The following is a 25893-nucleotide window of genomic DNA, read 5'->3' on the forward strand; positions in this document are numbered from 1 at the left end:
AGCTCATGACCGGACAGACCCACCAGTGGCGCGGCATCATCGAGGAGTACCGGGACCGGCTCCCGGTGACCGACACCACGCCGGTCGTGACACTGCGCGAGGGCGGTACGCCGCTCGTGCCCGCGCAGATGCTCTCCGAGCGCACCGGCTGTGAGGTGCACCTGAAGGTCGAGGGTGCCAACCCGACCGGTTCGTTCAAGGACCGCGGCATGACCATGGCCATCACGAAGGCCAAGGAGGAGGGCGCGAAGGCCGTCATCTGCGCCTCCACCGGCAACACCTCGGCCTCCGCCGCCGCGTACGCCGTGCGTGCCGGCATGGTCTGCGCCGTCCTCGTGCCGCAGGGCAAGATCGCGCTCGGCAAGATGGGCCAGGCGCTCGTCTACGGCTCGAAGATCCTCCAGGTCGACGGCAACTTCGACGACTGCCTGAACCTGGCCCGCGCCCTCTCCGAGAACTACCCGGTGGCGCTGGTCAACTCGGTCAACCCGTTCCGCATCGAGGGCCAGAAGACCGCCTCGTTCGAGATCGTGGACGCCCTCGGCGACGCGCCCGACATCCACGTCCTCCCGGTCGGCAACGCCGGCAACATCACGGCCTACTGGAAGGGCTACAAGGAGTACGCGGCCGACAGCGTCTCCTCCCGCACCCCGCGCATGTGGGGCTTCCAGGCCTCCGGCTCCGCGCCGATCGTGCGCGGCGAGGTCGTCAAGGACCCCTCGACGATCGCCACCGCGATTCGCATCGGCAACCCCGCCTCGTGGCAGCACGCGCTCGCCGCGCGCGAGGAGTCCGGCGGCTTCATCGACGAGGTGACGGACCGTGAGATCCTGCGCGCCTACAAGCTGTTGGCGTCCCAGGAGGGTGTCTTCGTCGAGCCCGCGTCGGCCGCGTCCGTCGCCGGCCTGCTGAAGGCCGCCGAGCAGGGCAAGGTCGACCCCGGCCAGAAGATCGTCTGCACCGTCACGGGCAACGGTCTGAAGGACCCGGACTGGGCCGTCGCCGGTGCTCCGCAGCCGGTCACCGTGCCGGTCGACTCCGCCGCGGCCGCCGAGCGACTCGGCCTCGCCTGAGTCGTACGACTCTTTACGCGACGCTGACACGCCGTCAACTGGGCGTTTCAGTACAGGGGGTGCACAGGGGGGCTTACGACACGCATCGTGCGCCTCCTGTGCGCCCTATGTCGCCACTGAACCTTCCTTCGATAGGCTGTGTCGAACCCGCCCACCGCATATGCCGTGGTGCCGCCGCTGTTCCGTCGATCGCGGCCCGGGTGTCGACGCACGCATCACCAGACATCGACGCATCACAAGACATCGGAAGTTCTCGAAACATCCCGTAGCTCAAGGAGAGTCATCGAGCGATGGCCGGTCCCGCCTTCCGCGCCGCCGCCGTCAGGGTGCGCGTTCCCGCCACCAGCGCCAATCTCGGCCCGGGCTTCGACAGCCTCGGCCTGTCGCTGGGGCTCTACGACGACGTGGTCGTCAGGGTCGCCGACTCCGGCCTGAACATCGACATCGCCGGTGAGGGCTCCGAGACCCTGCCCCGCGACGAGTCGCACCTTCTGATCCGGTCCCTGCGTACGGCCTTCGACGCCCTCGGCGGACAGCCGCGCGGCCTTGAAATCGTCTGCGCCAACCGCATCCCGCACGGCCGTGGCCTGGGCTCTTCGTCCGCAGCGATCGTGTCCGCCGTGGTCGCGGCGCGCGCCGTGACGATAGGCGGCGGCGCCCTGCTCGACGACGCCGCGCTGCTCGAACTCGCCACCGAGATCGAGGGCCACCCCGACAACGTGGCCCCGTGCCTGCTCGGTGGCTTCACCATCGCGTGGACGGAGACCGGCGCGGGCCGCGCGATCCGTCTCGACGCGGCCAGTTCCATCGTTCCGGTGGTCTTCGTTCCCGGAAAGCCGGTCCTCACCGAAATGGCGCGAGGACTCCTGCCGCGCACCGTCCCGCACGTGGACGCCGCGGCCAACGCGGGCCGGGCGGCCCTGCTCGTCGAGGCCCTGACCAGGCGCCCCGAGCTGCTGCTCCCGGCCACGGAAGACCGTCTCCACCAGGAGTACCGGGCGCCGGCGATGCCGGAGAGCGCCGCCCTTGTGGAGCGGCTGCGGGCCGACGGGGTGCCCGCGATGATCTCCGGAGCGGGGCCGACGGTCCTCGCTCTGGTGGAGGAAGAAACGGCCGACAAGGTCGCCCGGCTGGCCGGGGAGGGCTGGGCGGCGAACCGCCTTGACCTCGATGTCGACGGAGCGAGCGTGCTGCCGCTTGGCTCCTGACACCCGGTTGCCGGAATACGAGAGGGGGAATGTTTGTTGGATCCGGTAGTGTTAACCTCAAGTCTGCACCCGGCCCTACCATGGCGAGGTGCTGTGTGTCCCCGTCAGGGACAACCATTCTTCCGGGAGCCTCCCCAGCGATTCTGTGCAGCGTCCTCGCATGTCGAGACGTGGCGCTGAAGAGTGGCGAGCACGCTCCGGAACCGGCGTGACCGAGCCGCGTGACACAGAAATCCAGTGCACCCGCGGAATCGGGCTACGCCGTCACCACCGAATTCTTCCGCCTCTTCGGCGGACAACCGCCCCGGCACACGGTCCGTACAGGCTGGACCACCGCCGGACAGCACAACACGGTCGCCGAGCCAGACAGGCCGACGTCCGCTCCAGGGAAGGACCCTTCGTGAGCGACACCACCGATCTGATGGGCGTGACTGCCGACAGCTCTGCTGCCGCGCCCGCCGCGTCCTCTGCGGACGCCTCCGCCGCGCCCGCCCGGCGGCGCCGCGGTACCGGCCTTGACGGCATGGTGCTGGCCGAACTGCAGCAGGTCGCATCGGGCCTCGGTATCAAGGGCACTGCGCGGATGCGCAAGAGCCAGCTGATCGAGGTCATCAAGGAGGCGCAGTCCGGGGGAGGCAATTCCCAGAGCGCCCCCGCGAAGAGCGCCGACGCCGCAGAGACGAAGCCGAAGCGGCGGGCCACCTCGAAGGCCCGCACCGGCGACGAGTCCGCGGCCGACGCGGCGCCCGCGAAGGCGGGTGCCAAGGCGGACAAGGCCGAGGCCGCCGACGCCAAGGCGAAGAAGGCCACGGCCCAGCAGCAGATCGAGATCCCCGGCCAGGGCGCGAGTGACGAGCAGCCGGCCGGCGAGCGTCGTCGCCGCCGTGCCACGTCCGAGGCGGGCAGCCCCGAGACGGTCACCGCCGAGGCCAAGTCCGAGACGCGGCAGGACCGCCAGGACAAGCAGCAGGACCGCCAGCAGGACCGTCAGGACGGCGGCGACGGCAACAAGGGCGACGGCGGCCAGGACGGCAACCACGAGGGTCGTCGCGACCGTCGTGACCGTCAGGGCGACCGCCAGGGTGGCCGTGGTGGGCGCGACCGTGACCGTCAGGGCGACCGCGATCGTCAGGGCGACCGTGACCGCCGCGGCGGCAAGGGCGACGACCAGGGCGGGAACAGCCAGGGCGGCGGCCGGAACAACCAGCAGGGTGGCGGCCGGAACAACCAGCAGCAGGACGACGGCTACGACGACGACGGCGGCGGCCGCCGCGGGCGCCGGGGCCGTTACCGCGACCGTCGTGGGCGTCGTGGGCGCGACGAGCCGGGCTTCGGCAACGAGCCGCAGGTCTCCGAGGACGACGTCCTGATCCCCGTCGCGGGCATCCTCGACATCCTCGACAACTACGCCTTCATCCGTACGTCGGGCTACCTGCCGGGTCCCAACGACGTCTACGTCTCCCTGGCCCAGGTCCGCAAGAACGGCCTGCGCAAGGGTGACCACGTCACCGGTGCCGTGCGTCAGCCCAAGGACGGCGAGCGCCGCGAGAAGTTCAACGCGCTCGTCCGCCTCGACTCGGCGAACGGCATGGCGGCCGAATCCGGCCGTGGGCGCCCGGAGTTCAACAAGCTGACGCCCCTCTACCCGCAGGACCGCCTCCGCCTGGAGACGGACCCGGGTGTGCTGACGACGCGCATCATCGACCTCGTCGCGCCGATCGGTAAGGGCCAGCGCGGTCTGATCGTGGCCCCGCCGAAGACCGGCAAGACCATGATCCTTCAGGCCATCGCCAACGCGATCACGGTGAACAACCCCGAGTGCCACCTGATGGTCGTCCTCGTCGACGAGCGTCCGGAAGAGGTCACCGACATGCAGCGGTCGGTGAAGGGCGAGGTCATCTCCTCGACCTTCGACCGTCCGGCCGAGGACCACACCACGGTCGCCGAGCTCGCCATCGAGCGCGCCAAGCGCCTCGTGGAGCTGGGTCACGACGTCGTCGTGCTGCTCGACTCGATCACCCGCCTGGGCCGCGCGTACAACCTCGCGGCGCCGGCCTCCGGCCGCATCCTGTCCGGTGGTGTCGACTCGACCGCCCTTTACCCGCCGAAGCGCTTCTTCGGTGCGGCCCGCAACATCGAGGACGGCGGCTCGCTGACCATCCTCGCCACCGCGCTGGTGGACACCGGGTCCCGCATGGACGAGGTCATCTTCGAGGAGTTCAAGGGCACCGGCAACGCCGAGCTCAAGCTCGACCGCAAGCTCGCCGACAAGCGCATCTTCCCGGCGGTGGACGTGGACGCGTCCGGTACCCGTAAGGAAGAGATCCTGCTCGGCAGCGACGAGCTGGCGATCACCTGGAAGCTGCGTCGCGTGCTGCACGCGCTCGACCAGCAGCAGGCGATCGAGCTGCTGCTCGACAAGATGAAGCAGACGAAGTCCAACGCGGAGTTCCTGCTGCAGATCCAGAAGACGACGCCGACGCCGGGCAACGGCAACGACTGACGCTTCACCGGGATCCAGGGGCTGGGCCCCGCCGCTTCGTGCGGCGGGGCCCAGCCCTTTTCCATGCCTGGTCGGAGCCTGGTCGCAGCGATTCGGGGCACTCGTGGGTCAGAGACCTTCACCACACGTATAAGGATCTGTGCCCTCTGTGAAGCATGTGGCACATGGGCGTGAAAGTGCAGGTGAGAGGCTTGCGGGTTGTTGGTACCGCTACGTACCGTCGCACTTCCGTCCCGGAATGCGCACACGTGTTTGTGCAACCCTTCTTGGCGGTCCGCCGTCACACCGAGTGAACGAACAAGCGGACCGAAGGATCAGAAGCAGACGAACCTGCGAGGAGTTATGCCGGAACGTGACAGCAAGCCCGGGCGCCACCGCGGCGCCAAGGGCAGCCGCCGCAAACCGCGCAGTGGGCGCAGCAAGGCGCTGCGGATCGCGGCGTGGAGCGCCGCGGGCGTCGTCGTCCTCGGTGGAACCGGCCTGGGGTACGTCTACTTCCAGCTCAACGGCAACATCAAGAGTGTCGACATCGACTCGCAGCTGGGCACCGACCGTCCGCAGAACGTGGACAACGGCTCCGAGGACATCCTCGTCCTCGGCTCCGACACCCGGGCCGGCGACAACGAGAAGGTCGGCGGCGGTGCCGACGAGGGCTCCGCGCGCTCGGACACCGCGATGGTCGTCCACGTCTACAAGGGCCACAAGCGGGCCAGCGTCGTCTCCATCCCCCGGGACACGCTCATCGACCGCCCCTCGTGCACCGACAAGGACGGCAACGAGTACCCGGCGCAGAACGAGGTCATGTTCAACTCCGCGTACTCGACGGGCGGCGCGGCCTGCGCGGTGAAGACCGTCGAGTCCCTGAGCGGAATCCGCATGGACCACTACGTGGAGGTCGACTTCAGCGGCTTCCAGAAGCTGATCGACGACCTCGGCGGCGTGAAGGTCACCACCACGAAGGCGATCAACGACCCCGACAGCCATCTGAACCTCGACGCCGGTACGCACACGCTCAGCGGCAAGCAGTCGCTCGGCCTCGTCCGCACCCGGCACGGCGTCGGTGACGGCAGTGACCTGGGGCGCATCCAGCTCCAGCAGGCGTTCATGAAGGCCCTGATGGACCAGATCAAGAGCGTCGGCGTCTTCACCAGCCCGAGCAAGCTGTACGCGCTCGCGAACACCGCCACGAAGACGGTGACCACGGACTCGCAGCTGGCCTCGGTCAAGGACCTGACCTCGTTCGCGAGCGGGCTCAAGGGCATCGGCTCCGGCGACATGAACATGGTGACGCTGCCCGTGCAGTACGACCCGAACGACGCCAACCGCGTGCTCCTGGACAAGACCAACGCGAAGAAGGTCTGGAAGGCCCTGGAGGCCGACAGGACCATCCCGAAGTCGGCCACGAAGGACTCCGCCAAGGGCTCCGCCGACAGCGTCGTGAAGTAGCCGCGAAGCAACGACGACCCCTTCTGGGAGGGCCGGGAATACTTCCGGGCCCTTCTCGGTTTTGGGGGATACGGCCAGTCCTGGCAGACTGGTACGTCGGTCCCGGTTCACGCTCCCGCATCCCGCGTCAGCGACCCGGCGCCCTCCATGAACCTAGGAGACACCTTGAAGCGCGACATCCACCCCGAGTACGTCGAGACGCAGGTCTCTTGCACCTGTGGCGCGTCGTTCACCACCCGTAGCACCATCTCGTCCGGCACCGTCCGTGCCGAGGTCTGCTCCGAGTGCCACCCGTTCTACACGGGCAAGCAGAAGATCCTCGACACCGGTGGCCGTGTGGCCCGCTTCGAGGCCCGCTTCGGCAAGGCTGCCGCTGCCAACAAGTAGCGGAGCTCCAGCGCCGGTCCACGGTGCCCCTGTTTATCGCGGGGGCACCGGGACCGGCGCTTTGCGGTGCAGCCCCTTTTGACCCCCGTAACTGCAGGAGCCGGAGATGTTCGAGGCCGTCGAGGAACTGATCGGTGAGCACGCCGATCTGGAGCAGAAGCTCGCGGACCCCTCGGTCCACGCCGACCAGGCGAACGCGCGCAAGCTCAACAAGCGCTACGCCGAGCTGACCCCGATCGTCGCCACCTACCGCTCCTGGAAGCAGACCGGGGACGACGTCGAGACGGCCAAGGAATTCGCCGCCGACGACCCGGACTTCGCGGCCGAGGTCAAGGACCTCGAGCAGCAGCGCGAGGAGATCACCGAGAAGCTGCGGCTCCTGCTGGTGCCCCGCGACCCGTCCGACGACAAGGACGTGATCCTCGAGGTCAAGGCCGGCGCCGGTGGCGACGAGTCCGCCTTGTTCGCCGGTGACCTGCTGCGCATGTACCTGCGCTACGCGGAGCGCGTCGGCTGGAAGACCGAGATCATCGACGCCACCGAGTCCGAGCTGGGCGGCTACAAGGACGTCCAGGTCGCCGTGAAGACCAAGGGCGGGAACGGCGCGACCGAGCCCGGCCAGGGTGTCTGGGCCCGCCTGAAGTACGAGGGCGGCGTGCACCGCGTGCAGCGTGTGCCCTCGACCGAGTCGCAGGGCCGCATCCACACCTCCGCCGCCGGCGTGCTGGTCACGCCCGAGGCCGAGGAGGTCGACGTCGAGATCCACGCGAACGATCTGCGCATCGACGTGTACCGCTCCTCGGGCCCCGGCGGGCAGTCCGTCAACACGACCGACTCCGCCGTCCGCATCACGCACATCCCCACCGGCGTCGTGGCTTCCTGCCAGAACGAGAAGTCCCAGCTGCAGAACAAGGAGCAGGCGATGCGTATCCTGCGCTCCAGGCTCCTCGCAGCGGCGCAGGAGGAAGCGGAGAAGAACGCCGCCGACGCCCGCCGCAGCCAGGTCCGCACCGTCGACCGCTCCGAGAAGATCCGTACGTACAACTTCCCGGAGAACCGCATCTCGGACCACCGTGTCGGCTTCAAGGCCTACAACTTGGACCAGGTGCTCGACGGCGAGCTCGACCCCGTGATCCAGGCGTGCGTCGACGCGGACTCGGCCGCCAAGCTCGCCGCCGCGTAGAACCGCACCGCCCGCCCCGTACGACAGCTCAGCCCGGAGGAACAGCGTGCAGCAACATTTTGGGGGGCGACCCCCGAACCCCCGCAGCGTGCTGCTCGCGGAAGTGGCCCAGGCCACTCAGCGGCTTGCCGACGCCGGCGTGCCCTCGCCGCGCAATGACGCGGAGGAGCTCGCGTCCTTCGTGCACGGCGTCAAGCGGGGCGAGCTGCACTCCGTCAAGGACGCGGACTTCGACGCCCGGTACTGGGAGGCGATCGCGCGCCGCGAGGCCCGCGAGCCGCTCCAGCACATCACCGGGCACGCCTACTTCCGCTATCTGGAGCTCCAGGTCGGTCCCGGTGTGTTCGTGCCGCGCCCGGAGACCGAGTCGGTCGTCGGCTGGGCCATAGACGCCGTGCGCGCGATGGATGTCGTCGAGCCGCTGATCGTCGATCTGTGCTCCGGCTCCGGCGCCATCGCGCTCGCGCTGGCCCAGGAGGTGCCGCGCTCGCGCGTGCACGCCGTGGAGCTGTCCGAGGACGCTCTCAAATGGACCCGCAAGAACGTCGAGGGGTCCAGGGTCGACCTGCGCCAGGGCGACGCCCTGGAGGCCTTCCCCGACCTCGACGGCCAGGTCGATCTCGTCATCTCCAACCCGCCGTACATCCCGCTCACCGAGTGGGAGTACGTCGCCCCCGAGGCCCGTGACTACGACCCGGACCTCGCCCTGTTCTCCGGCGAGGACGGGCTCGACCTGATCCGTGGCATCGAGCGCACCGCCCACCGCCTCCTGCGCCCCGGCGGCATCGTCGTCATCGAGCACGCGGACACGCAGGGCGGCCAGGTGCCGTGGATCTTCACCGAGGAGCGGGGCTGGGCGGACGCCGCCGACCACCCCGACCTCAACAACCGCCCGAGGTTCGCGACGGCCCGCAAGGCGCTGCCGTGACCGACGCGTTGTCCATTGAGTTTGACGAATTCGAGCAGTACGCAGAGCAGGAGGCCCGCTAGATGGCACGGCGTTACGACACCAACGACGCAGTCGACCGCGCTACCGGCCTGCGTGAAGCCGCCTCCGCAGTCCGCCGCGGCGAGCTGGTCGTGCTGCCCACCGACACCGTGTACGGCATCGGTGCCGACGCCTTCACGCCGGAGGCGGTCGGTGACCTCCTGGAGGCCAAGGGCCGTGGCCGCAACATGCCGACGCCGGTGGTCATCCCCTCGCCGAACACGCTGCACGGGCTCGTCACGGACTTCTCCGAGATGGCCTGGGAACTGGTCGACGCGTTCTGGCCCGGCGGCCTGACCCTCGTCGCCAAGCAGCAGCCGTCGCTGCAGTGGGACCTCGGCAGCACCCGTGGCACCGTCGCGGTCCGCATGCCGCTGCACCCCGTCGCCATCGAACTGCTCACCGAGGTCGGCCCGATGGCGCTCTCCTCCGCGAATCTGACCGGCCACCCGGCACCCGAGGACTGCGACGCCGCGCAGGAGATGCTCGGCGACTCCGTCTCCGTCTACCTCGACGGGGGGCCGACGCCCGGCAACATCCCGTCATCCATCGTCGACGTCACCGGCAAGGTCCCGGTCCTGCTGCGCGAGGGCGCGCTGACCGCGGACGAGCTGCGCAAGGTCGTACCCGACCTCGAGGTGGCGAATTGACAGCCCCTGAGACGGGGCGTGGCATAGGCAACGGGTACGTACGCACGCCGGCACTCCCCGGCGACACCTTCCGCATCCTCCACGTCAGCACCGGCAATGTGTGCCGCTCGCCGATCACCGAGCGGCTGACGAGGCATGCCCTCGCGGACCGGCTCGGCGCGCCGCTCGCCGGCGGTCTCGTCGTGGAGAGCGCGGGCACCTGGGGCCACGAGGGCGCGCCCATGGAGGCCAACGCGGAAACGGTCCTGGCCGACTTCGGTGCGGATGCCTCCGGCTTCGTGGGCCGTGAGCTCCTCGACGACCACGTCATAAGGGCCGACCTGGTCCTGACCGCGACCCGCGACCACCGTGCGCAGGTCATCTCCATGGGCCACAGCGCGGGCCTGCGCACGTTCACGCTGAAGGAGTTCACGCGGCTCGTGCAGGCCATAGACCCGGCCACGCTTCCGGATCCCCTGGAGTCGGGTGTGGTCGAGCGTGCGCGGTCCCTGGTGCGGGCCGCTGCCGCGCTCCGGGGGTGGCTGCTGGCTCCCTCCGTGGAGGCGGACGAGGTGTACGACCCGTACGGGGCACCGCTGCCGTTCTTCCAGTCGGTGGGCGGCGAGATCCATGAGGCCCTGGACCCGGTGGTCACGGCCTTGACGGGCGTCAAGAAGTAGCTCCGCTCAGGCCCCCCGAAACGTTTACGCCCCATGCCTCGATCCAGCCCCGCCGGCGTTTGAGGCGCGGGGTCCGGGGCGGAGCCCCGTGGCGTGACGCCGGGCGGGCGCAACGACGCGGATCTACATTGGAAGGCACTTACCTCCCCGACGCGAGGCCCGGAGCCGACCATGCCGGTGATGACACAACCCGCAGCCACAGCGGAGCTACTGCGGCAGGACCCCGAACTGGCCGAGATCCTCCTCGGGGAGACCGCCCGCCAGGCGGACTCCCTCCAGCTCATCGCCGCGGAGAACTTCACGTCGCCCGCGGTCCTCGCCGCCCTCGGCTCCCCGCTCGCCAACAAGTACGCGGAGGGCTACCCCGGCGCCCGCCACCACGGCGGCTGCGAACTCGTCGACGTCGCCGAACGCCTCGCGATCGACCGCGCCAAGGCCCTCTTCGGCGCCGAACACGTCAACGTACAGGCGCACAGCGGCTCTTCGGCTGTGCTCGCCGCGTACGCCGTACTGCTGAAGCCCGGCGACACCGTCCTCGCGATGGGCCTGCCGTCCGGCGGCCACCTCACGCACGGCTCACCGGCCAACTTCTCCGGCCGCTGGTTCGACTTCGTGCCGTACGGCGTCGACGCGGAGAGCGGGCTCATCGACTACGAGCAGGTCCGCGCCGCGGCCCGCGCCCACCGCCCCAAGGCCATCGTGTGCGGCTCGATCTCGTACCCCCGGCACATCGACTACGCCGCCTTCCGGGAGATCGCCGACGACGTGGGCGCCCACCTCATCGCCGACGCCGCGCACCCCATCGGCCTGGTCGCCGGGGGAGCGGCCCCGAACCCGGTCCCGTACGCCGACATCGTCTGCGCCACCACGCACAAGGTGCTGCGCGGGCCGCGCGGCGGGATGCTGCTGTGCGCGGCCGAGCTGGCAGACCGCGTCGACCGGGCCGTCTTCCCCTTCACCCAGGGCGGCGCCCAGATGCACACGATCGCCGCGAAGGCCGTCGCGTTCGGAGAGGCTGCGCGCCCCGCCTTCACCGCGTACGCCCATCAGGTCGTCGCCAACGCGCGGCTGCTCGCGGGCGCGCTCGCCGCGGAGGGCTTCGGCATCACCACCGGCGGAACCGACACCCATCTGCTGACCGTGGACCCGGCCCCGCTCGGCGTCGCGGGCGCGGTAGCGCGTGGCCGGCTCGCCTCGGCGGGCATGATCCTCGACACATGCGCGCTGCCCTACGAAGGGGGCCGCGGCCTGCGGCTCGGCACTGCCGCCGTCACCACACAGGGCATGGGTGAAGGAGAGATGGCCCGCATCGCGGTGCTCCTGTCGGGTGTCGTACGTGACGTTCTCGACGTCCGCACGGTGCGTGAAGAGGTGCGCCAACTGGCCGGAAGATTCCCCCCGTACCCCGCCTGGAACGGGGTAGGAGAGCGGTAGAACACCCCTTGCGCCGCACCAGTGCACCTCTGGAACCGTCAGCCGTGCAACCATCGTCGCTACCCGGAAGTCCCCAACCCTAAGCACGCGAGGCTAGGGTGTGGGGCTGAGATGGCCAGCGATACCTGTGGGGAAGCCCGTGCGTGAATACCTGCTGACGCTCTGCATCACGGCCGCGGTGACCTATCTGCTCACAGGCCCGGTGCGGAAGTTCGCGATCGTGGCCGGCGCCATGCCGGAGATCCGTGCACGTGACGTGCACCGGGAGCCCACGCCGCGGCTCGGCGGTATCGCCATGTTCTTCGGCCTGTGCGCGGGCCTGCTCGTCGCCGATCACCTGACCAACCTGGACAAGGTCTTCGAGTCCTCGAACGAACCGCGGGCGCTGCTCTCCGGCGCCGCCCTGATCTGGCTGATCGGCGTCCTGGACGACAAGTTCGAGATCGACGCCCTCATCAAGCTCGGCGGCCAGATGATCGCCGCGGGCGTGATGGTGATGCAGGGCCTGACGATCCTTTGGCTGCCGATCCCCGGTGTGGGGACGGTGTCGCTGACGCAGTGGCAGGGGACCCTGCTCACCGTCGCGCTCGTCGTGATCACCATCAACGCGGTGAACTTCGTCGACGGCCTCGACGGGCTCGCGGCGGGCATGGTGTGCATCGCCGCCGCCGCGTTCTTCCTGTACGCGTACCGGATCTGGTACGGCTACGGCATCGAGTCCGCGGCCCCGGCCACGCTGTTCGCGGCGATCCTGATGGGCATGTGTCTGGGCTTCCTGCCGCACAACATCCATCCGGCCAGAATCTTCATGGGCGACTCGGGCTCCATGCTCATCGGTCTCGTCCTCGCGGCCGGCGCGATCTCCATCACAGGGCAGGTCGACCCGGACGCGCTCAAGCTCAACCTCGGCGGCTCCACCCGCGACACCACGCACGCGATGCTGCCCGTCTTCATCCCGCTGCTGATGCCGCTGACGATCATCGCGATCCCGTTCGCCGACCTCGTCCTCGCGATCGTGCGCCGCACCTGGAACGGGCAGTCGCCGTTCGCGGCGGACCGCGGGCATCTGCACCACCGGCTCCTGGAGATCGGCCACTCGCACTCCCGCGCGGTGCTGATCATGTACTTCTGGTCGGGCCTCATCGCCTTCGGCGCGGTCGCCTACTCGGTGCACTCCGCGTCCGGGATGTGGGTCATGCTCACCATCGTCGCGCTGAGCTTCGTCGGGCTCGTCATGCTCCTGCTGCCGCGCTTCACGCCGCACGCGCCGCGCTGGGCCCAGCACTTGGTGCCGCCGCGCTACCGGCGACCGGCCGGGGGAGGGGACGGGGCGGCCGAGCCGTCCGAGGGCTCCGAGACGTCCGGCGGCGAACCGGACCGCGACCGGATCCCCGCGGGTGTCAACGGAGCGACGGCGATCGGCGCCCGTTCGCGCTTCACGGATCGGCGTAAGGCCGGAACGTCTCGTTGACGCGGGCGATCACGAAGTCCGAAATGAGCCCAATACCAGACATGTTGGCCTCGTGCGTGCACAGACGCGCAGGATCCCCCTCACGTGTGACGGTTGGCACACCTTCTAGGTAAAGACCGCATCAAATAGTTTGTGATACCGTTCACGAAGCCAGGGGGAGGGCCGAAAGGCCTTAGTGCAACGGCCATTTGGCCCGAATCGGACTGCCGAATCCCCGGACTACGCTCGTCCATGACGACACCCTGCCCCACACCAGTAAGCGGAGTTGCCGCCATGCCGTCCAATGACGCACGGACCCTTCTTCAAGCCGTCGTACCAACCGCTGTCGCGGGCGTGATTGCCGCGGTGATCAGTGGTGTGGTTGCGGGCGGCAAGGGGGCCATCGGTGCGCTGGTCGGTGCTCTTGTGGTCATCGTGTTCATGGGCCTCGGGCAGCTCGTGCTGATCCGCACGGCAAAATCGCTTCCGCAGCTGTTCCAGGCGATGGGGCTGATGCTCTACGTCGCCCAGCTGCTGCTGCTCTTGATCTTCGTGGCAGTCTTCAAGGACACGACTCTCTTCAATCCCAAGACCTTTGCCATCGCGCTGGTGGTCTCGACCGTCGTGTGGATGGCAGCCCAGGCCCGCGCTCACATGAAGGCCAAGATTTTCTATATCGATCCCGAGTCGGCGCCCGGATCCAAGGGGTCCGGAAGCAGCGAAAGGGACGAGAAGACCGGGTCGTCATCGTGAGAGGTAGGGCCGGGATAAGCACCCGTTCGTCGGGCTGCTATCGTCCGGTGCCAACTGCGGCATCGCCGGCGCGGGCACGAGAGCTGACGCCTGCACGATCGCGAGGCTCACTGCCTGCCCGCCGCCCCCACGCCCGAAACACCAGACCGGTGCCGATCCGCGGCTGCGCGCCGCACCGACACAACGAGGTTGCCGTACTTATGCGTCACGCCGAAGGAGCCCGCGGTGAGTGCTGACACGACCCAGCTCGCCTTTGACTGGAGCTGTCGGATCATGTCCGACAACGGATGCGGCTTCCCGGCGCCGGGCCTGCACTCCTTCCTGTTCGAACCGATTGCCGACTTCGGCTGGTTCTACTTCAACAAGGTGATGCTGCTCGCTCTCATCACCACGGTCATCATCTGCTGGTTCTTCTACGTCGCGTTCGGCCGCTCGAAGGTCGTGCCCGGCAAGATCCAGATGATCGGTGAGGCCGGCTACGACTTCGTCCGCCGCAACATCGTCTACGAGACGCTGGGCAAGCGCGAGGGCGAGAAGTACGTCCCGATCATGGTCTCGCTGTTCTTCTTCATCTGGATCATGAACGTCTGGTCGGTCATTCCGCTGGCTCAGTTCCCGGTCGGATCGGTCATTGCCTACCCGATCGTCCTCGCGGCCATCGTGTACCTGATCTGGGTGCCGCTGACTTTCAAGCGCCATGGTTTCGTGGGCGGTTGGAAGAACATCACCGGCTACGACAACTCGCTCGGCCCGATCAAGTGGCTGGTCTCGTTCATCGAGTTCTTCTCGAACCTGCTGGTCCGCCCGTTCACGCACGCGGTCCGACTCTTCGCGAACATGTTCGCGGGTCACCTGATGCTGGTGATGTTCACCGTCGCCTCCTGGTACCTGCTGAACAGCTGGATGATCCCGGCCGCGGGTGTCTCCTTCGTCATGACGATGGTCATGATCCTCTTCGAGCTTTTCGTGCAGGCCGTCCAGGCATACGTCTTCGTGCTGCTGGCCTGCTCGTACATTCAGGGCGCTCTCGCCGAGCACCACTGAGCTGCACCCGTCCAACCACCCCAGGTCGTCCGGTGGACAACCCCCACCGGTTCGTAAAGAAAAGGAAGTAACGGCATGTCCGCGTCCATCGAACTCGCCGCTGGCGTCTCCGGCTCCCTCGGTTCCATCGGTTACGGTCTCGCCGCGATCGGCCCCGGCATCGGCGTCGGCATCGTCTTCGGTAACGGCACCCAGGCCCTGGCCCGCCAGCCCGAGGCCGCCGGCCTGATCCGCGCCAACCAGATCCTCGGCTTCGCCTTCTGTGAGGCGCTCGCCCTCATCGGCATCGTCATGCCGTTCGTGTTCGGTATCTGATTTCTGTACCTGACACGATTCGACGAAAGGCACTGATGTGATCGCCAACCTGGTTGCACTCGCGGCCGAGGAGGAGCAGAGCCCGCTCGTCCCGCCCGGTCCCGAGCTGCTCATTGGCACCCTTGCCTTCGCCATCGTCTTCTTCGTCTTCGCCAAGAAGCTCCTCCCGCGTATCAACAAGACGCTGGAAGAGCGCCACGCGAAGATCGAAGGCGGTATCGAGAAGGCCGAGGCGCTTCAGACCGAGGCCCAGAGCGTGCTCGAGCAGTACAAGGCTCAGCTCGCCGAGGCCCGGCACGAGGCCGCGCGGCTGCGCCAGGAGGCGCAGGAGCAGGGTGCCGCGCTCATCGCCGAGATGCGTGCGGAGGGTCAGCGGCAGCGTGAGGAGATCATCGCCGCCGGCCACTCGCAGATCGAGGCCGACCGCAAGGCCGCCGCTCAGGCGCTGCGTCAGGACGTGGGCCTGCTGGCCACCGACCTGGCCGGCAAGCTTGTCGGCGAGTCCCTCGAGGACACCGCCCGGCAGTCGCGCACGATCGACCGCTTCCTCGACGAGCTCGAGGAGAAGGCAGAGGCTGCACGATGACCGCCCACGGAGCGAGCCGCGAGGCACTGGCCGCCGCGCGTGAGCGTCTGGACGCGCTGACCGACAACACGTCGGTCGACGCCAAGGCGCTCGCCGGCGACCTGGCCTCGGTGACCGCGCTGCTGCAGCGCGAGGTCAGCCTGCGACGGGTCCTGACCGACCCGGCTCAGGCCGGTGAGGCCAAGGCCGAGCTCGCGAGCCGCCTGCTCGGCGGCCAGGTCGGCGGCGAGACCGTCGACCTGGTGTCCGGCCTGGTCCGCTCCCGGTGGTCGGCCTCCCGCGACCTGGTCGACTCCCTCGAGGAGCTGGCCAACACCGCGGACCTGACCGCGGCGCAGAAGAGCGGTGAACTCGACGACGTCGAGGACGAGCTGTTCCGGTTCGGCCGGATCGTCTCCTCCAACACCGAGCTGCGCGCCGCACTGACCGACAAGTCCGCTTCGAACTCGGCCAAGGGCGAGCTCGTCAAGCAGCTGCTCGACGGCCGGGCCAAGCCCACCACCGAGCGGATCGTCGGCCGTCTTGTGACCGCGCCGCGGGGACGTAGCCTGGAAGCGGGACTCGAGTCCCTCTCCAAGCTCGCCGCCGAGCGTCGCGAGCGCATGGTGGCGGTCGTCACCACCGCGGTGCCGCTGAGCGACGCGCAGAAGCAGCGTCTGGGTGCGTCCCTGGCGAAGCTCTACGGGCGTCAGATGCACCTGAACCTGGACGTGGACCCCGAGGTCCTCGGCGGGATCAAGGTGCAGGTGGGTGACGAGGTCATCAACGGCTCGATCGCGGACCGCATCGAGGAGGCCGGCCGCCGTATGGCCGGCTGACCGCAACAAGCTCAACACGTACGACTACGGCCCTAGTTGGGCCGTGCAGAGGATTCCTGGGGGCTGACCCCAGACCCCCCAAGAACACTTCGGGCCCAACAAGGAGAGCAGGGAACCCAGATGGCGGAGCTCACGATCCGGCCGGAGGAGATCCGGGACGCGCTGGAGAACTTTGTCCAGGCGTACAAGCCGGACGCGGCCTCGCGCGAGGAGGTCGGTACGGTCACCCTTGCCGGCGACGGCATCGCGAAGGTCGAGGGCCTCCCCTCGGCCATGGCCAACGAACTGCTGAAGTTCGAGGACGGCACCCTCGGCCTCGCGCTCAACCTGGAAGAGCGCGAGATCGGCGCCATCGTCCTGGGCGAGTTCAGCGGCGTCGAGGAGGGACAGCCGGTCACGCGTACCGGCGAGGTCCTGTCCGTCGGCGTCGGCGAGGGCTACCTGGGTCGCGTCGTCGACCCGCTCGGCGCCCCGATCGACGGTCTCGGCGAGATCGAGACCAGCGGTCGTCGCGCCCTCGAGCTGCAGGCCCCGGGCGTCATGGCCCGTAAGTCGGTCCACGAGCCGATGGAGACCGGCTACAAGGCCGTCGACGCGATGACCCCCGTCGGCCGTGGTCAGCGTCAGCTGATCATTGGTGACCGCCAGACCGGCAAGACCGCCCTGGCCGTCGACACGATCATCAACCAGCGCGACAACTGGCGCACCGGCGACCCGAACAAGCAGGTCCGCTGCGTCTACGTCGCCGTCGGTCAGAAGGGCTCCACCATCGCCTCCGTGCGTGGTGCGCTCGAAGAGGCCGGCGCGCTGGAGTACACGACCATCGTCGCCGCCCCGGCGTCCGACCCGGCCGGCTTCAAGTACCTGGCGCCGTACACCGGTTCGGCCATCGGCCAGCAGTGGATGTACGAGGGCAAGCACGTCCTCATCATCTTCGACGACCTCTCGAAGCAGGCCGACGCCTACCGCGCCGTGTCCCTGCTGCTCCGCCGCCCGCCGGGGCGCGAGGCCTACCCGGGTGACGTCTTCTACCTGCACTCCCGTCTGCTCGAGCGCTGCGCGAAGCTCTCGGACGAGATGGGCGCCGGTTCGATGACGGGTCTGCCGATCGTGGAGACCAAGGCGAATGACGTCTCGGCGTTCATTCCGACCAACGTCATCTCCATCACCGACGGCCAGTGCTTCCTGGAGTCCGACCTGTTCAACGCCGGCCAGCGTCCGGCCCTGAACGTCGGTATCTCGGTCTCGCGTGTGGGTGGTTCCGCCCAGCACAAGGCCATGAAGCAGGTCTCCGGCCGACTCCGTCTGGACCTGGCCCAGTACCGCGAGCTGGAGGCGTTCGCCGCCTTCGGTTCCGACCTGGACGCCGCGTCGAAGGCGCAGCTGGAGCGCGGTCAGCGTCTCGTCGAGCTACTGAAGCAGGCGCAGTACGAGCCGATGGCCACCGAGGACCAGGTCGTCTCCGTCTGGGCCGGTACCAACGGCAAGATGGACGAGGTGCCGGTCTCCGACATCCGCCGCTTCGAGAAGGAGCTCCTGGAGCACCTGCACCGCAAGGAGCAGGGACTCATGACCTCCATCAAGGAGGGCGGCAAGATGTCGAACGACACCATCCAGGCCATCGACGAGGCCGTCGCCGACTTCAAGAAGCAGTTCGAGACCTCGGACGGGAAGCTTCTCGGCGAGGACGCTCCGGCCGCCGCCAAGTGACGTAAGGAAGGGACCTGACTCATGGGAGCCCAGCTCCGGGTCTACAAGCGTCGCATCCGATCCGTCACCGCGACCAAGAAGATCACCAAGGCGATGGAGATGATCGCCGCCTCGCGTGTCGTCAAGGCACAGCGCAAGGTGGCGGCCTCCACGCCGTACGCGACCGAGCTCACGCGCGCGGTCACGGCGGTGGGGACCGGGTCGAACACCAAGCACCCGCTGACGACGGAGTCGGAGACGGCGAGCCGTTCCGCGGTTCTGCTGCTCACCAGCGACCGCGGTCTGGCCGGCGCCTTCAACGCGAACGCCATCAAGGCCGCCGAGCAGCTCACGGAGAAGCTCGTCGGCGAGGGCAAGGAGGTCGACACGTACATCGTCGGCCGCCGCGGTCTGGCCCACTACAACTTCCGCGAGCGCAAGGTCGTGGAGTCGTGGGCGGGCTTCACCGATGAGCCCACGTACGCGGACGCCAAGAAGGTCGCGGCCCCGCTGATCGAGGCCATCGAGAAGGAGACGGCGGAGGGCGGCGTGGACGAACTCCACATCGTCTACACCGAGTTCGTCTCGATGATGACGCAGACGGCCATCGACGGCCGGCTGCTGCCGCTCAGCCTCGAAGAGGTGGCGGAGGAGTCGAAGGCGTCCGGCAAGGGCGACGAGATCCTTCCGCTGTACGACTTCGAGCCGTCGGCGGAGGACGTCCTCGACGCCCTGCTGCCGCGCTACGTCGAGAGCCGGATCTACAACGCGCTGCTCCAGTCGGCTGCCTCCAAGCACGCCGCCACGCGCCGCGCGATGAAGTCGGCGACCGACAACGCGGGAGACTTGATCAACAACCTCTCCCGTCTTGCCAACGCGGCCCGCCAGGCCGAAATCACCCAGGAAATCAGCGAGATCGTCGGTGGCGCCAGCGCCCTGGCCGACGCGACCGCGGGGAGTGACAAGTAATGACGACCACTGTTGAGACCGCGACGGCCACGGGCCGCGTCGCCCGGGTCATCGGCCCGGTCGTCGACGTGGAGTTCCCCGTCGACGCGATGCCGGACATCTACAACGCCCTGCACGTCGAGGTCAACGACCCGGCGCAGGACGGCGCGAAGAAGACCCTGACGCTCGAGGTTGCCCAGCACCTCGGTGACGGCCTGGTCCGCGCGATCTCCATGCAGCCCACCGACGGCCTGGTCCGCCAGGCCCCGGTCGTGGACACCGGCGCCTCCATCACGGTGCCCGTCGGCGACTTCACCAAGGGCAAGGTGTTCAACACCCTCGGCGAGGTCCTGAACGTCGACGAGCAGTACACCGGCGAGCGCTGGGGCATCCACCGCAAGGCGCCGAACTTCGACGAGCTCGAGTCGAAGACCGAGATGTTCGAGACCGGCATCAAGGTCGTCGACCTTCTCACCCCGTACGTCAAGGGTGGAAAGATCGGCCTGTTCGGCGGTGCCGGCGTCGGCAAGACGGTGCTCATCCAGGAGATGATCTACCGCGTCGCCAACAACCACGACGGTGTCTCCGTGTTCGCCGGTGTCGGCGAGCGCACCCGTGAGGGCAACGACCTCATCGAGGAGATGGCCGAGTCCGGCGTCATCGACAAGACCGCGCTGGTCTTCGGTCAGATGGACGAGCCGCCGGGCACCCGTCTGCGCGTGGCCCTCGCGGGTCTGACCATGGCGGAGTACTTCCGCGATGTGCAGAAGCAGGACGTGCTGTTCTTCATCGACAACATCTTCCGCTTCACGCAGGCCGGTTCCGAGGTCTCGACCCTGCTGGGTCGCATGCCCTCGGCCGTGGGTTACCAGCCGAACCTGGCCGACGAGATGGGTCTCCTCCAGGAGCGCATCACGTCGACCCGTGGTCACTCGATCACGTCCATGCAGGCCATTTACGTGCCCGCGGACGACCTGACCGACCCGGCCCCGGCGACGACCTTCGCCCACCTCGACGCGACGACGGTGCTTTCCCGTCCGATCTCCGAGAAGGGCATCTACCCGGCCGTGGACCCGCTGGACTCGACGTCCCGCATCCTGGACCCCCGCTACATCGCGGCGGACCACTACAACACGGCCATGCGCGTCAAGACGGTCCTCCAGAAGTACAAGGACCTTCAGGACATCATCGCGATCCTCGGTATCGACGAGCTCGGCGAGGAGGACAAGCTCACTGTCCACCGCGCTCGTCGCGTGGAGCGCTTCCTGTCGCAGAACACCCACGTCGCCAAGCAGTTCACCGGCGTCGACGGGTCGGACGTGCCGCTGGACGAGACGATCGTGGCCTTCAACGCGATCATCGACGGCGACTACGACCACTTCCCGGAGCAGGCGTTCTTCCTGTGCGGTGGCATTGAGGACCTCAAGGCCAACGCCAAGGAGCTCGGCGTCTCCTGAGCTGCAGAGCTCCAGGGAGGGCCGGGGTGCGTCCCGGCCCTCCCGCAACGCCCACTAGACTTTGAACCGACACCCGGCAGCGAGTGCCGCCGGGTGGTGACCCGAGGAGCCCACCTTGGCTGCTGAGCTGCACGTCGAGCTCGTCGCCGCGGACCGTAGTGTCTGGTCCGGCGAGGCCACCCTGGTCGTCGCGCGTACCACGTCCGGCGACATCGGCGTCATGCCCGGTCACCAGCCGCTGCTCGGTGTGCTGGAGTCGGGACCCGTGACGATCCGTACGACGGACGGGGGAACGGTCGTGGCGGCTGTCCACGGCGGTTTCGTCTCGTTCGCCGACAACAAGCTGTCCCTGCTGGCCGAGATCGCCGAGCTTTCGGACGAGATCGACGCCCAGCGGGCGGAGCGGGCGCTGGAGCGCGCGAAGTCGGACGCGGACGCGTCGGCCGAGCGTCGTGCCGACGTTCGACTCCGTACGGTGGCGGCGCGCTGAATCCAGCGAGCCACATGATGTACCTCAGCCGCGGCCCAGGCCGGAGATAATCTCCGGACCGGGTCGCGGCTGAGGCGATCTACCGGTAGTTGCTGTTTTTGCTGTTCCGTTATCAGGCATTCGGCGCCTGATCGGTCGAGAAGCGAGGAGGTCGGTGCAGATGGTCCTCGTTCTCGTGCTGTGCGTAGTCGCGATCGTCGTACTCGTGGTGGTGGGGCTTGTCGCCTTCGGAGTGCGGCGGCGGCTCATTCAGCGGTCGGGCGGTACGTTCGACTGTTCGTTGCGGTGGGATGCGCCGGGGCCCGATGCGGATGATGCGTCCGGTAAAGGGTGGGGTTACGGGATCGCCCGCTACAACGGGGACCGGGTCGAGTGGTTCCGGGTCTTCTCGTATGCGCCTCGTCCGAAGCGGATTCTGGAGCGGGCGGCGATCGAGGTCACCGGGCGGCGGGCGCCCGAGGGTGAGGAGGAGCTCGCGCTCCTCTCCGACGCGATCGTCCTCGCGTGTACGCATCGCGGTACGCGTCTCGAACTCGCCATGAGCGAGGACGCCCTCACCGGTTTCCTGGCCTGGCTCGAGGCAGCCCCTCCCGGCCAGCGCGTCAACGTGGCGTAACCCTTCTCTTCCCCCACCCCACCCCTTCCCGAAAGCCCTCAATCGCCGGGCGGGCTCTATTTAGAGCCCGCCCGGCGATTGAGGGCAATCTTTAGAGCCGGTCCGGCAGGACTTTCGGGAAGGGGTGGGGTGGGGGAGATGCTTGGAGAAGCCGGGCCCACGGGGGGCGTTCCCGTGGGGCCGGCTTCGGTTTGGGGTGGGGCTACTTCAGGCCGGAGTCGATCGCGGAGACCAGCTCACCGTTGGACGTGTCGCCCGAGAACTCCCAGAAGAACGAGCCGCCGAGCCCCTGCGACTTGGCCCAGGACATCTTCGAGCCGATCGTCGCGGGCGTGTCGTACGACCACCAGTCCGAGCCGCAGTGCGCGTACGCCGTACCAGCGATCGTCCCGTTCGACGGGCACTTGGTCTTGAGGACCTTGTAGTCCTCGATGCCCTGCTCGTACGTGCCGGCCGCCGGCCCTGTGGCCGTGCCGCCGGGCTCCTTCTGCGTGACCCCGGTCCAGCCGCGGCCGTAGAAGCCGATGCCGAGCAGGAGCTTGGACGCCGGCACACCCTGCGCCTTCAACTTGGCGATCGCGTCGGCCGACGTGAAGCCCTGCTGCGGGATACCGGAGTACGACGTGAGCGGGGAGTGCGGCGCCGTCGGACCCTTCGCGTCCCAGGCACCGAAGAAGTCGTACGTCATGACGTTGTACCAGTCGAGGGACTGGGCGGCGCCCGCGTAATCGGCCTTCTCGATCTTGCCGCCCGCGGAGCCGTCGGCCGTGATGGCGGCGGTGACCAGGTTGCTCGCGCCGAACTTGGTGCGCAGGGCCGAGGTGAGGCCCTTCAGCGCGGCGGGGCCGGACGTGTCACAGGTCAGACCGCACGCGTTCGGGTACTCCCAGTCGATGTCGATGCCGTCGAAGACATCGGCCCAGCGCGGGTCCTCGACCAGCTTGTAGCAGGAGTCGGCGAACGCGGCCGGGTTCTTCGCGGCCTCACCGAAGCCGCCGGACCAGGTCCAGCCGCCGAACGACCAGAGGATCTTGAGGCCCGGGTGCTTGGCCTTCAGCTGACGGAGCTGGTTGAAGGCGCCGCGCAGCGGCTGGTCCCAGGTGTCGGCCTGCCCGGAGACGGAGTTGCCGGCCGTGTAGGCCATGTCCGTGTCGGCGTAGGCGTCGCCCATGGTGCACTTGCCGCCCTGGACGTTGCCGAAGGCGTAGTTGATGTGGGTGACCTTGGCGGCCGAGCCGGAGGTCTCCAGGTTCTTCGGGTAGTACTGGCGGCCGTACACGCCCCAGTCGGTGAAGTAGCCGAGCTTCACCTTGTCACCGGGGCCGGGCCCCGGGTCCGTGCCGCCGCCAGTGGTGTGGACCTTGACGGAGCCGGACACCGGACCCGTCTGGTCGGCGGTGTCGCGGGCCTGCACCGTGTACGAGTAGTCGGTGCCGGCGCTCAGCCCCGTGTCGGTGTACGAAGTGCCGGTCACCGTCCCGACCTTGGCGCCGTCGCGCAGCACGTCGTAGTTCTTGACGCCCTTGTCGTCGGTGGCGGCGGACCAGTTCAGCTTGACCGAGGTGTCGGTGATGCCCGAGGCGGTCGGGGTGCCGGGCTTGGAGGGCGCGGCGTCGCCGGGGACGTCGCCGCCGTCGCAGGAGGCACCGTTGAGCTTGCAGCCCGTGGGGGCGCCGGAGCCGCTGCCGTTGAAGCCGAAGGAGACCGAGGCGCCGGGGGCGAGCGTCCCGTTCCAGGAGAGGTTCTTGGCGGTCCAGTGGTCGGCGGAGTTGGTGACGGTCGCGTCCCAGGCGGAGGTGACCTTCGTACCGGACGGGAAGTCCCACTCGACGTTCCACGAACTCACGCTCGTGGTCCCGGAGTTCTTGATGGTCCACTTGCCCTCGAAGCCGCTGCCCCAGTCCTGGGTCTTGGCGTACGTGGCGGTGACGGCGGTGGCCTCGGCCGCGGCGTGCGAGGGGGTGGCGAGACCGACGAGGGCGGCGGCGGGGAGGACGAGGGTCGCGAGTGCGGCGGTCGCTCTGTGTCGAAGTCTGTGTCTGGGTGCGTCGGTTGAACTCATCGGTGCTCCTTGGGAGGTCCTGGGTTCGTGAAGGGGGTGGAACCCTGCGACGCCCATGAGCACCGGAGTGGGGGGTGTGCTCACCGCAGTGCGGCGAGAATAGAAAGGTCTGGACCAGCGGTCAAGGTCTAAACCAATCACGGCTTTCGGCCAAGTTCCGCGCAGCAGCTCAGAGGGCCTACAGGCCCAACTCCTGTGCCAGTACGGCCGCTTGGACTCGGCTGCGCAGTTCCAGCTTGCCGAGCAGGCGGCTGACGTGGGTCTTCACCGTCGCCTCCGCCATGTCGAGACGTACCGCGATCTCCGCGTTCGACAGCCCCTCGCCGAGGCGGCCGAGCACCTCCCGCTCGCGCCGGGTCAGGGTCTCCAACTCCGGGGGAGCGGCCATCGGTTCGGGCTTTCCGGGGCTCGCCGCGAACTCGGCGATCAGGCGGCGCGTCACGGCCGGGGCGATCATCCCCTCGCCGCGCGCCACCGTCCGTACGCCCTCGATCAGGTCCTTCGCGTCCGTGTTCTTCAGCAGGAACCCGGACGCGCCCGCGCGCAGCGCCCCGAACACGTACGCGTCGAGGTCGAAGGTGGTCAGCATGAGCACGTCAGCGAGGCCTTCGGCGACGACCTCGCGCGTGGCCGAAACCCCGTCGAGCCGGGGCATCTGGACGTCCATCAGGACCAGGTCGGGTCGGAGTTCGCGGGCGAGGGACACCGCCCGCTCGCCGTCCTCGGCCTCGCCGACGACCTCGATGTCGGGCGCGCTGTTCAGGATGAGCACGAGCCCGGCCCGTACGGCGGACTGGTCCTCGGCGACGAGTACGCGGATCACGGAGGTCACGTGGGGTCTTCTCCTTCGGTGTGCAGCGGAAGGGCGGCGCGCACCCGCCACACCCCGCCTTCCTGTGGCCCGGCCTCGAACACGCCGCCGAGCAGCGCCGCCCGCTCCCGCATCCCGACGAGCCCGGCCCCGGAGCCCGGCGCGCGCGGCCCGTCCCGGTCGGCCCCGTCGCCCCCGTACGGGCTGTCGACCCGCACCTCGATGCGCTCGTCGGAGCGGTCGACGGACACCGTGACCCGCCCCGGCGCCGCGTGCTTCAGTGCGTTCGTGAGGGATTCCTGGACGATGCGGTAGGCGGCGAGCTCGACCGGCGCGGGCAGGTCGGTGACGGCGCCGGACACGGCCAGGTGGGCGTCCAGGCCGTTCGTACGGGACTGCTCGACGAGGGCGCCGAGGGACTCCAGGGTGGGCGCGGCGACCGGTTCGGTGTCCTCGCCCGCGTCCCGCAGGATGCCGATGAGGCGGCGCATCTCGGCGAGGCCGTCGACGCTGTTCTCGCGGATCGTCTTCAGCGCCCCACGCGTGGTGTCCGGGTCGTCGAGGGACAGCGCGGCCGTGGAGTGGATCGCGATCGCCGACAGGTGGTTCGCCACCATGTCGTGCAGCTCGCGGGCCATCCGGGCGCGCTCCGCCGTCACCGCCTGCGCCCGGTCCATCTCGGCGAGCAGCGCGGTCTGCTCCGCCCGCAGCCGCTCCGCCTGCGCGGCCTCCCGGTGGCCGCGCACCAGCATGCCGGTGGCCGCGGGCCCGAACGACACGAGCCCCGTCGCGACCCCGATCAGGACCGCCTCCGGCTGCCGCCACCAGGCCACGAAGCCGAGCGTGACGGCGACCGTGAGCAGCCCCGTGACCACCGGGAGACGGCGCGCGGCGGCCGGTGTCCCGTACAGCGCGCCCGCGTACATCAGGTCCGTGAACATCAGGACCGTCGCCAGGCTGCCCTGCGTGAACTGGTCGGCGATCACGGCGACCGTGCCGACGATCACCGCGAACCGCGGCCGGGTGCGGCGCAACAGCTCGAGCGCCGCCATGACGACGAGCGGCACGAGCAGCCACGCGCCGTCGAAGACGCGCCCCGGGTTCATCCCGAGGCCGAGGCCCCACAGCGCGAGACCGCCGAGCAGCCCGACGGCGGCGATCCGGACGTCGTCGCGGTGCGGACGGTCGAGGGCGAACTGCATGCCCCCATCCAACACGGCCGGAGCGGGGCGGGCATGGCGCCGTGGGACGAGCGGGGCCACGGCGGCACTACATCGAAGGATGCAGTCGCACTTCGTCATGTACGACGACGATCACGCGCCG

The 25893-nt window shown here is 68.8% G+C and carries 24 protein-coding genes; 21 read left to right on the top strand and 3 right to left on the bottom strand.

Going from position 1 to position 25893, the window contains the following annotated elements:
• The first annotated feature begins 5 nt into the window (after positions 1-5).
• The 21 genes from thrC (at position 6) to OHA73_RS28840 (ending at position 21697) form a co-directional block, all read left to right on the top strand.
• On the top strand, positions 6-1073 hold the full coding sequence (gene thrC / locus OHA73_RS28740; protein WP_267069231.1) for a threonine synthase: 1068 nt from the start codon (positions 6-8) through the stop codon (positions 1071-1073).
• 290 nt (positions 1074-1363) lie between these two features.
• On the top strand, positions 1364-2281 hold the full coding sequence (gene thrB, locus OHA73_RS28745) for a homoserine kinase (protein ID WP_266714082.1): 918 nt from the start codon (positions 1364-1366) through the stop codon (positions 2279-2281).
• 400 nt (positions 2282-2681) lie between these two features.
• Positions 2682-4784, top strand: a complete 2103-nt coding sequence (gene rho, locus OHA73_RS28750; protein WP_267069230.1) for a transcription termination factor Rho — start codon at positions 2682-2684, stop codon at positions 4782-4784.
• 342 nt (positions 4785-5126) lie between these two features.
• The gene (locus tag OHA73_RS28755) at positions 5127-6230 is read left to right on the top strand and encodes an LCP family protein (RefSeq protein ID WP_327656480.1); all 1104 of its coding nucleotides are present in this window, start codon (positions 5127-5129) and stop codon (positions 6228-6230) included.
• A 165-nt stretch (positions 6231-6395) separates the two neighbouring features.
• The gene (gene rpmE, locus OHA73_RS28760) at positions 6396-6617 is read left to right on the top strand and encodes a 50S ribosomal protein L31 (RefSeq protein ID WP_100595864.1); all 222 of its coding nucleotides are present in this window, start codon (positions 6396-6398) and stop codon (positions 6615-6617) included.
• Positions 6618-6723: 106 nt separating this feature from the next.
• On the top strand, positions 6724-7800 hold the full coding sequence (gene prfA, locus OHA73_RS28765; RefSeq protein WP_266714088.1) for a peptide chain release factor 1: 1077 nt from the start codon (positions 6724-6726) through the stop codon (positions 7798-7800).
• A gap of 46 nt (positions 7801-7846) precedes the next feature.
• Complete coding sequence (gene prmC, locus OHA73_RS28770; RefSeq protein WP_327656481.1) at positions 7847-8728, top strand: peptide chain release factor N(5)-glutamine methyltransferase; 882 nt, start codon at positions 7847-7849, stop codon at positions 8726-8728.
• A 62-nt stretch (positions 8729-8790) separates the two neighbouring features.
• The gene (locus tag OHA73_RS28775; protein WP_266714092.1) at positions 8791-9438 is read left to right on the top strand and encodes an L-threonylcarbamoyladenylate synthase; all 648 of its coding nucleotides are present in this window, start codon (positions 8791-8793) and stop codon (positions 9436-9438) included.
• Positions 9435-10097, top strand: a complete 663-nt coding sequence (locus OHA73_RS28780) for an arsenate reductase/protein-tyrosine-phosphatase family protein (RefSeq protein WP_266714094.1) — start codon at positions 9435-9437, stop codon at positions 10095-10097. The genes OHA73_RS28775 and OHA73_RS28780 overlap by 4 nt, the downstream gene beginning before the upstream one ends.
• A gap of 171 nt (positions 10098-10268) precedes the next feature.
• The gene (gene glyA / locus OHA73_RS28785) at positions 10269-11531 is read left to right on the top strand and encodes a serine hydroxymethyltransferase (RefSeq protein WP_266714096.1); all 1263 of its coding nucleotides are present in this window, start codon (positions 10269-10271) and stop codon (positions 11529-11531) included.
• A 139-nt stretch (positions 11532-11670) separates the two neighbouring features.
• Positions 11671-13002 carry an MraY family glycosyltransferase gene (locus tag OHA73_RS28790; RefSeq protein ID WP_266714098.1) on the top strand — a complete coding sequence of 444 codons (1332 nt, stop codon included), beginning with the start codon at positions 11671-11673 and terminating at the stop codon, positions 13000-13002.
• A gap of 273 nt (positions 13003-13275) precedes the next feature.
• Positions 13276-13734: a hypothetical protein gene (locus tag OHA73_RS28795; protein ID WP_266714115.1), complete on the top strand. Its 459-nt coding sequence runs from the start codon at positions 13276-13278 to the stop codon at positions 13732-13734.
• 273 nt (positions 13735-14007) lie between these two features.
• Entirely contained in the window at positions 14008-14778 is a 771-nt protein-coding gene (gene atpB / locus OHA73_RS28800; protein WP_267072788.1) for a F0F1 ATP synthase subunit A, read from the top strand.
• 75 nt (positions 14779-14853) lie between these two features.
• Entirely contained in the window at positions 14854-15093 is a 240-nt protein-coding gene (atpE, locus tag OHA73_RS28805; RefSeq protein WP_266714117.1) for an ATP synthase F0 subunit C, read from the top strand.
• Positions 15094-15130: 37 nt separating this feature from the next.
• A complete protein-coding gene (locus OHA73_RS28810) occupies positions 15131-15679 on the top strand; it encodes a F0F1 ATP synthase subunit B (RefSeq protein WP_267069227.1) in 549 nt (182 codons plus the stop codon).
• Positions 15676-16497 (top strand): F0F1 ATP synthase subunit delta, encoded by an 822-nt coding sequence (locus OHA73_RS28815; protein ID WP_266714121.1) that lies wholly within the window; start codon positions 15676-15678, stop codon positions 16495-16497. The genes OHA73_RS28810 and OHA73_RS28815 overlap by 4 nt, the downstream gene beginning before the upstream one ends.
• A gap of 120 nt (positions 16498-16617) precedes the next feature.
• Entirely contained in the window at positions 16618-18207 is a 1590-nt protein-coding gene (atpA, locus tag OHA73_RS28820; protein WP_266714123.1) for a F0F1 ATP synthase subunit alpha, read from the top strand.
• A gap of 21 nt (positions 18208-18228) precedes the next feature.
• Positions 18229-19155 (top strand): F0F1 ATP synthase subunit gamma, encoded by a 927-nt coding sequence (locus OHA73_RS28825; protein WP_327656482.1) that lies wholly within the window; start codon positions 18229-18231, stop codon positions 19153-19155.
• A complete protein-coding gene (atpD, locus tag OHA73_RS28830) occupies positions 19155-20591 on the top strand; it encodes a F0F1 ATP synthase subunit beta (RefSeq protein ID WP_266714127.1) in 1437 nt (478 codons plus the stop codon). The genes OHA73_RS28825 and atpD overlap by 1 nt, the downstream gene beginning before the upstream one ends.
• A gap of 115 nt (positions 20592-20706) precedes the next feature.
• Positions 20707-21081 (top strand): F0F1 ATP synthase subunit epsilon, encoded by a 375-nt coding sequence (locus OHA73_RS28835; RefSeq protein WP_266714129.1) that lies wholly within the window; start codon positions 20707-20709, stop codon positions 21079-21081.
• A 160-nt stretch (positions 21082-21241) separates the two neighbouring features.
• Complete coding sequence (locus OHA73_RS28840) at positions 21242-21697, top strand: DUF2550 domain-containing protein (protein WP_266714131.1); 456 nt, start codon at positions 21242-21244, stop codon at positions 21695-21697.
• Positions 21698-21899: 202 nt separating this feature from the next.
• Here OHA73_RS28840 and OHA73_RS28845 read toward each other — a convergent pair whose 3' ends face one another.
• From OHA73_RS28845 to OHA73_RS28855, 3 genes are all read right to left on the bottom strand, one after another.
• On the bottom strand, positions 21900-23759 hold the full coding sequence (locus OHA73_RS28845) for a glycoside hydrolase family 18 chitinase (protein ID WP_327656483.1): 1860 nt from the start codon (positions 23757-23759) through the stop codon (positions 21900-21902).
• Between the two features lie 178 nt (positions 23760-23937).
• Positions 23938-24591 carry a response regulator transcription factor gene (locus OHA73_RS28850; protein ID WP_327656484.1) on the bottom strand — a complete coding sequence of 218 codons (654 nt, stop codon included), beginning with the start codon at positions 24589-24591 and terminating at the stop codon, positions 23938-23940.
• A complete protein-coding gene (locus tag OHA73_RS28855; protein WP_327656485.1) occupies positions 24588-25772 on the bottom strand; it encodes a sensor histidine kinase in 1185 nt (394 codons plus the stop codon). Before OHA73_RS28855 ends, OHA73_RS28850 begins: the two co-directional genes overlap by 4 nt.
• Positions 25773-25893 lie beyond the last annotated feature (121 nt).

The sequence above is a fragment of the Streptomyces sp. NBC_00483 genome (genome assembly GCF_036013745.1).
Lineage (GTDB): Bacteria > Actinomycetota > Actinomycetes > Streptomycetales > Streptomycetaceae > Streptomyces.